This is a genomic window from Streptomyces sp. NPDC056883 (genome assembly GCF_042788835.1).
GTDB lineage: Bacteria > Actinomycetota > Actinomycetes > Streptomycetales > Streptomycetaceae > Streptomyces > Streptomyces stoeckheimensis.
This window is the reverse complement of record NZ_JBHUBS010000038.1, coordinates 23,160-30,002: the sequence shown is the minus strand read 5'-3', so window position 1 is coordinate 30,002 and position 6,843 is coordinate 23,160. Positions and strand designations below refer to the sequence as shown.

Here is a 6,843-nt window from a genome sequence, read left to right as displayed (position 1 = left end):
CCCGAGTACGTCCAGTACGCGGGAGACCCGGCAGCGCGGCGAGGCACGGCACCGGACGACGCGGGCCTGACCGGCAAGATCCGAAAGAGACGGCCTAGGGGATCTGCCCGGAGTCGTGCTCTTCCGAGTCGCAGTCGTCGAAGCCGTAGTGGTCGGACAGGTGGAGGAACCCGCGCCCGGGGAGCCGGAGCGGAGCCGCCAGGGCCTGTTCGTAGGCCGTGCGCGGGAACGCGTACGGCCCCATGGCGAGGATTCCCCACTCGGGGCGGTAGGGCTGGTGGAAGCCGGACCAGGTGACCGTGCCGGCCGTCACGGTGACGGTGGCCATCATGGGCCAGCATTCGTCCGTTCCGCAGATGCAGCCCAGCAGGGCCATGGCCCCGGTCTCGGGCTCGCGCCGCTCCGGGTCGGGGTCACCGAGGAAGTGGCGGCGCGCGTGTGCGTCGTCTTCCATGACCAGGGGGGCGTGCTGGCTCATGAGGCGTTCCTCCCGCTCCTCCCGCCCGTCGGGGGGTTCCTCCGAGGTCTCCCACTCCCGGGACCAGCCGGCCCGGGTGGCCTCGGCGACGAGGGCGCGCAGGTCCGTATCGTCGATCCGGACGCCCCAGGCCGCACGCTCCGGCTCGTCGCCGGGGTAGAGCCGGCGGAGGAACTCCACGGTGTGGGGGGCGGCGGCAGCGGTGGCGTCGCCGGGGGAGACGGGCCCGGTGGGGCCGGTGGGGGTCATGGGCCCATTGTGGGCATTGCGGGCATCCTCCGCGGTCAGGAATGCTTCGAGCCGGTCGTTCGTTCAGGGAAAACAAGCAGCACAGCACTCTGGAGGTCTGGAAAACCGTGGCTACTGTCGAACTCACCAAGGAGAACTTCGACCGGACGGTGAGCGAGAACTCGTTCGTCCTGATCGACTTCTGGGCGGGCTGGTGCCGCCCCTGCCTGCAGTTCGCCCCGGTCTACGAGAAGGCCGCCGAGGCCAACCCCGACCTGCTCTTCGCCAAGGTGGACACCGAGGCGCAGCAGGAGCTCGCCGCCGCCTTCCAGATCAGCTCGATCCCGACCCTCATGATCGTCCGGGATCAGGTCGCGATCTTCTCGCAGCCCGGCGCACTGCCCGAGGCGGCGCTGACGGACCTCATCGCCCAGGCCCGGGCGCTCGACATGGACGAGGTGCGCACGAAGATCGCCGCCGAGCAGGGCGGCGCCGCCGGTGCCGCGGCCGAGGAGCCCGGCACGCCGGACGCCTGATCCCGGCACGCCGGGCGCCCGATTACGTGACGGGCTCCCGCCGTGCGGTGAGACTGGCCCGATGAGCGAAGCGGTGGAGTACGACGTAGTGGTCCTCGGTGGGGGCCCGGCCGGCGAGAACGTCGTGGACCGGACCCGCGCCGCCGGGCTGAGCACGGCGCTGGTCGAGAGCGAACTGGTCGGCGGCGAGTGCTCGTACTGGGCCTGCATCCCCAGCAAGGCGCTGCTGCGCCCGGTGCTGGCGCGGGCCGATGCGCGCCGGGTGCCCGGCCTCGCGGGGGCCGTGGCCGGTCCGCTGGACGCGGAAGCGGTGTTCGCGCACCGGGACTACTGGACGGGGAACTGGAAGGACGACGGCCAGATCGACTGGCTGGAGTCGGTCGGCGCCCACGTGTACCGGGGCCACGGGCGGCTGTACGGGGTCCGCAAGGTCGCCGTCACCAGCCCGGAGGGGGAGCACCACGTGCTCTCCGCCCGGCACGCGGTCGTCGTCGCGACCGGCACCCGGGCCGTGATCCCGGACCTGCCGGGCATCGCGGACGCCCGGCCGTGGACCAGCCGCGAGGCGACGTCGGCGCAGGCGGCGCCGGGCCGGCTGCTGATCGTCGGCGGGTCGGTGGTGGCCGTGGAGATGGCCACGGCCTGGCAGGCCCTCGGCTCCCGGGTGACCCTGCTCGTACGGGGCTCCGGGCTGCTGCCGCGCATGGAGCCCTTCGCCGGGGAACTGGTCGCCGACGCGCTGCGCGAGGCGGGCGCGGTGGTCCGTACGGGGGTGGCCGCCGAGTCCGTCGTACGGGACGGCTCGACCGGGCCCGTCACCGTGGTGCTCGAAGGCGGCGAGACGCTGGAGGGCGACGAGCTGCTGATGGCGACGGGGCGCACCCCGCGCACCGAGGACATCGGGCTGGACACCGTCGGGCTCACGCCGGGCGGATGGATCGCGGTGGACGACAGCTGCCGGGTACCGGGGATCGACTGGCTGTACGCGGTCGGCGACGTCAACCACCGGGCGCTCCTCACCCACCAGGGGAAGTACCAGGCCCGGATCGCGGGCTCCGTCATCGCCGCCCGGGCGGCGGGCACCACCCCGCTGGACACCGGCCGTTGGGGCGCGCACGCCGCGACCGCCGATACGCAGGCCCTCCCGCAGGCCGTCTTCACCGACCCGGAGGCCGCGTCGGTGGGCCTGACCCTCGCGGAGGCGGAGCGCGCCGGCCACCGGGTCCGGGCCGTGGACCACGACCTCGGCAAGGTCTCCGGAGCGGGCCTGTACGCCGACGGCTACCGCGGCCGGGCCCGCATGGTGGTGGACCTGGACCGCGAGATCCTGCTCGGCGTCACGTTCGTCGGCCCGGGCGCGGCCGAGCTCCTGCACGCGGCGACCATCGCGGTCGCGGGCGAGGTCCCCATCGAGCGCCTGTGGCACGCGGTCCCGGCGTTCCCGACGATCAGCGAGATCTGGCTGCGGCTGCTGGAGGCGTACAGGGGATAGCCGCCGCCGCCAAGTACGAACGGCGGAGGTCTGCAGGCACGGTATGGGGGAATGCGTGGCCGGAGTGTGCACATGAGTCAGAACCCCACGATCACGACGCGGGTCAGCTCCGGATCAGTGGATGGAATCGAACGTGCGAGTCGAAGGTGATGGCCACTCGTTCGGCCGATCATGGCCCTTTCGCACTGCCAGACTCCGGGGAGGGAATGCGCTGGTGGGGCTCGGGTGAGGCGGGGTGGGCGTGAAAGAGCGAGGTACGGCTGGTCGTGCTCCGGACGGGGCAGGGCCGGGCGTGACGGACCACGGAGTCCCGCGTGCACGTGTGGTGACGGAGGATCCGCCGGGCGGGCCACTGTCCAGTGACGGACCCGGTGGGCAGCTGCGGGAGGAGCGGGCGTTGCGTGCGGGGCCGCGGCATGTGGCCTGCGTCATGGACGGCAACGGGCGCTGGGCGCAACGGCGTTCGCTTCCCCGTACGGCGGGTCACCGGGCGGCGGAGGCCGCGGTCATCGACGTCATCGAGGCGGCCCGGGCCGCCGGCGTGGAGTGGCTCAGCCTGTACGCGTTCTCCACTGAGAACTGGAACCGCCCCGGCACCGAGGTCGAATTCCTGATGCGTCTGGTGCGGCGGGTCGTGCGCAAGCACGCGCCGCTGTTGCTCGCGCGCGGCATCCGCTGCCGTTTCCTCGGCGTCAGCGACCCGCGGATCCCCCGTGCACTGGCCCAGGACTTCGAGGACGTGGCGGTACTGACCGCCGAGAACCGGGGGATGACGCTGACCGTGGCCTTCGACCACGGGGGGCGCCGGGACATCGTCGAGGCCGCCAGGTCGCTGATCCTCAGCGGGACGCCCGCAGACGAAGTGACCGAGCGACTCTTCGCGGACCACCTGCCCTTCCCCGACACCCCCGATGTGGACCTGGTCGTCCGTACCTCCGGTGAGCAGCGCATCTCCAACTTCATGCTCTGGCAGGTCGCCTACGCCGAGTGGGTCTTCCCCGAGGTGCTGTGGCCGGACTTCCGGGCCCCCGACTTCCTGGCCTGCCTACACACCTACCGGCACCGCGACCGCCGCTTCGGCGGCGTGCCCGCCCGGACGAACGGAGACCCATCATGACCACCGAAACCACGGGAACGGCCGACGAGGCAACCCTGTTCGGGCCGAACTCGCAGTTCGCCGCCTTCTTCGACGACCCGCGCTGGGCCTTAGCCATCATCCGCGCCACCGTCCTGGAGGCCGCTCACCCGCAGATCGGCGCCGCCCTCGCCGACAACTCCACCTTCGTCACCCACCCCTGGCGCCGACTGCGCAACACCTTCCTCAGCATGCGGCGCATGTTCGCCGCCGACCCGGCGGAACGCGAACGGGAGGCCGCCCGGCTCAACCGGCTGCACGCGCGCATGAGCGGATCCGACTCGCGCGGGCGCGCCTACGACGCGATGGACCGCGCGACCCGCGCCTGGGTGGTCGCCACCCTCTTCGAGAGCGCCGTCACCATGTGCCGGCTGAGCGGCCAGCCGCTGGACCAGGACACGATGGAGCGGATGTACGCCGAGTACCGTGCGTACCTCGCCGCGCTCGACGGCGACGCCGCGGAACTCCCCGAGGACCTGAACGACTTCTGGCGGTACTTCGACCGCGTCGTCGAGAACGAGCTGGAGAACACCGAGGCGGCCCGCGTCATCCTCTACCGGCTCTTCGACCACCTGCCCGCTCCCGCGCTGCTCGACGGCGCGCCGACGCTGTGGGCGGCCGGCCGTGCCGTGGTCGGTCCGCTCCTCGGCGCGATCACCGTCGCCTCGCTCCCCGAGCCCTACCGGCGCCGGGCCGGCCTGCCCGAGATGCCGGGCGCCGCGACCCTCATGCAGGGCGCCTACCTCGCTGCCGGGCTCACCCGATTCCTGCCCGAGGGCTGGATCAACGCGGAGAGCATCATCGAAGCCCTCTCGCTCTCGCCCGACAGCGACGACCCCCGCGCCCGCACCGTAACCGCCCTGCGCGCCCGCATGAAGCGGGCATCGGCCCTGCTCCGCCTCCTCACACCGCTCAGCGGCGACGCCGACTTCGAACCGGCACCGTCGAGGGGAACGGGCGAGAACCGACGCCCGGCGGAGGAGTTCTTCCGCCGGGTGCTGGACCAGACAGGCGACGGCCACCTCGACTGGCCCGATCTCGCTGCCATGGCCCGCGAACTCTCCACCCGCCTCGACCTGGACGAACCCGAGGAGACCCGGCTCTACGATGCCTTCGCCGCCTGGTGGCGCGAACTCCAGGCCGCCCTCGACACGGACGGCGACGGCCGCGTCAGCGCCGAAGAGTACGCGACCGCCGTCCCTTCCCTCGCCGGACCCGCGCTCATCCGCGTTGCCGAGGTCCTCTTCGACGACACCGACAAGGACGGCAACGGGAGCATCGACGCGGACGAGTACCGGACTCTCTTCCGTACCGCCTTCCACCGCGACCTCATCACCACCGACGGCGCTTATGGCAAAAGCGCCTTCGTCGGCGACTTCCTCTCCTTCATGGCCGGCCGCCGGACGGGCACGCCGTACGACCCCCTCTTCGCCGACGCCTAACGAGCACGGTTCGGCGGCTGCTGGAGGCGTACAGGGGGTAGCGACCGCGCCGCTCAGATGCCGTGGGTGGCGGTGATGGAACCGTCGGTGATGGCTGCGGTGAGCAGGGCGTGGTCCTGGAAGGTCTGGTCTGCGTAGCGGAGCGCGAAGTCGGCGATGGCGCGGTCGAAGGTGCCGGAGTTGCCGAGGTACCCGGCGATGGCGATGCGGTCGCCGGAGCGGGCGTGGGCTCGGGCCAGTGTGGTGCCGCACAGTTCCGCGTACTGGCGGAGAAGGGCCGGGGACATGGTCTCGACGACGGCAGATCCCTTCATGTCGCGCAGCTGCCGGACGTAGAAGTCGCGCCCGGCCGGTCCGGTCGTCCAGCCGAGGAAGATGTCTCCGCCCGCCTGGAGGAGTTTCTGTCCTGCGACCACGCGGTGACCGTGGTGGCCGTGGCTGTGGCCGTGGCCGTCGGCGGGGAGGTGGTCTTCCAGGACCGAGCGTCCGGCCTCCTTGATCTGGAGGAAGAGCGGGTCCTGCTCGTCGCGGCCCGTCAGCAGGACGATGAAGCAGCGGGTGCCGACGCTCCCGATGCCGACCGCCTTCCGTGCTGCGTCGACGAACCGGTAGCGGTCGAGCAGGAGGCGCCGCTCCTCCGGGAGGGTGTCCCTGTATTCGCTGAAGATCTCGTCGACGGCCCGGCTGTCGGGTGCGGTGAGGGGCTCGAGCAGGGGCGGGTCGTGGACGATGTGCCGGCGGCCTTCCCGGGTCTCGGTGAGTTTGCCGAGTGCGTGCAGGCTGGTACGCCGTCGGGCGCGCGCCAGACTCGCTTCGACCCGGCTCCGCAGTTTGGTCTGGCGGATCATCGGGAGGAGCTCGGCCGTGTCGAACCGCTGGTACCAGACGGCGAGTTCGCCGAGCTCGGCGAGGTGTCGCATGGACGACCGGTAGGCCCGAGCGGCGGCTTGGGCCGCTTGCCACGCCCGGTCGTCGCCGTGGCCGCCTTCCCGGGCGGCCACGGCCGCACTGGCGGCGAGCCGCTTGACGTCCCACTCGAAGGGGCCGGGCAGGGTTTCGTCGAAGTCGTTGAGGTCGAACAGCAACGCCCGCTCGGGTGAGGCGAAGAGACCGAAGTTCAGCAGGTGGGCGTCCCCGCAGAGCTGGACGATCAGGCCGGTGTCGGGCCGGGCCGCCAGGTCTGCGGCCATCACCGCGGCGGCGCCCCGCAGGAACGCGAACGGGGAGGCGGCCATCCGCCCGTAGCGGATCGGCAGCAGTTCGACGAGTCGGTCGGCAGCCTGCCGCTCCAGCACATCGAGCGGGTCGGGCCGGTCCGCCGCCGCGGTCCACCTCCCGTGCGAGGTCCGGGTCACCCGCTTGCGGGCGGCCCGGCCGCGTAGGGCCTTCTCGGTCGGACTGGTCATGCCCCATCTCCTTGTTTCCCCCCCAAGCCTGGGCGCACCACTGCCCCGGCGCACGTCCGGACCGGCGAGCCGTGACATACCGTCCTAAAATAGGCCTGCCAAGGAATACAGACATGTCCGATGTCC

6 protein-coding genes are annotated in these 6,843 nt (G+C 72.0%); 4 read left to right on the top strand and 2 right to left on the bottom strand.

Annotated features, from left to right (window positions below; genetic code table 11):
* Positions 1–94: 94 nt before the first annotated feature.
* On the bottom strand, positions 95–727 hold the full coding sequence (locus ACFRU2_RS41545; protein ID WP_382981499.1) for a hypothetical protein: 633 nt from the start codon (positions 725–727) through the stop codon (positions 95–97).
* Between the two features lie 41 nt (positions 728–768).
* Between ACFRU2_RS41545 and ACFRU2_RS41540 the strand changes: the two genes are divergently transcribed.
* The 4 genes from ACFRU2_RS41540 (at position 769) to ACFRU2_RS41525 (ending at position 5,311) form a co-directional block, all read left to right on the top strand.
* The gene (locus ACFRU2_RS41540; protein WP_323182865.1) at positions 769–1,242 is read left to right on the top strand and encodes a thioredoxin family protein; all 474 of its coding nucleotides are present in this window, start codon (positions 769–771) and stop codon (positions 1,240–1,242) included.
* Between the two features lie 61 nt (positions 1,243–1,303).
* Positions 1,304–2,734: a dihydrolipoyl dehydrogenase family protein gene (locus ACFRU2_RS41535; protein WP_382981498.1), complete on the top strand. Its 1,431-nt coding sequence runs from the start codon at positions 1,304–1,306 to the stop codon at positions 2,732–2,734.
* 430 nt (positions 2,735–3,164) lie between these two features.
* Positions 3,165–3,851: a polyprenyl diphosphate synthase gene (gene uppS / locus ACFRU2_RS41530; protein WP_382739587.1), complete on the top strand. Its 687-nt coding sequence runs from the start codon at positions 3,165–3,167 to the stop codon at positions 3,849–3,851.
* Positions 3,848–5,311: an oxygenase MpaB family protein gene (locus ACFRU2_RS41525; protein ID WP_382981497.1), complete on the top strand. Its 1,464-nt coding sequence runs from the start codon at positions 3,848–3,850 to the stop codon at positions 5,309–5,311. The genes uppS and ACFRU2_RS41525 overlap by 4 nt, the downstream gene beginning before the upstream one ends.
* Before the next feature lie 53 nt (positions 5,312–5,364).
* Here the strand turns inward: ACFRU2_RS41525 and ACFRU2_RS41520 are convergent, their stop codons facing one another.
* Positions 5,365–6,717, bottom strand: a complete 1,353-nt coding sequence (locus tag ACFRU2_RS41520; RefSeq protein WP_382981496.1) for a DUF2252 domain-containing protein — start codon at positions 6,715–6,717, stop codon at positions 5,365–5,367.
* Positions 6,718–6,843 lie beyond the last annotated feature (126 nt).

What these genes read in the sequence shown, in the direction of transcription:
- ACFRU2_RS41520 (WP_382981496.1), bottom strand. Translation starts at nt 6,717, where the DNA reads ATGACCAGTCCGACCGAGAAGGCCCTACGCGGCCGGGCCGCCCGCAAG.
- ACFRU2_RS41525 (WP_382981497.1), top strand. Translation starts at nt 3,848, where the DNA reads ATGACCACCGAAACCACGGGAACGGCCGACGAGGCAACCCTGTTCGGG.
- ACFRU2_RS41540 (WP_323182865.1), top strand. Translation starts at nt 769, where the DNA reads ATGCTTCGAGCCGGTCGTTCGTTCAGGGAAAACAAGCAGCACAGCACT.
- ACFRU2_RS41545 (WP_382981499.1), bottom strand. Translation starts at nt 727, where the DNA reads ATGACCCCCACCGGCCCCACCGGGCCCGTCTCCCCCGGCGACGCCACC.
- uppS (WP_382739587.1), top strand. Translation starts at nt 3,165, where the DNA reads ATGGACGGCAACGGGCGCTGGGCGCAACGGCGTTCGCTTCCCCGTACG.
- ACFRU2_RS41535 (WP_382981498.1), top strand. Translation starts at nt 1,304, where the DNA reads ATGAGCGAAGCGGTGGAGTACGACGTAGTGGTCCTCGGTGGGGGCCCG.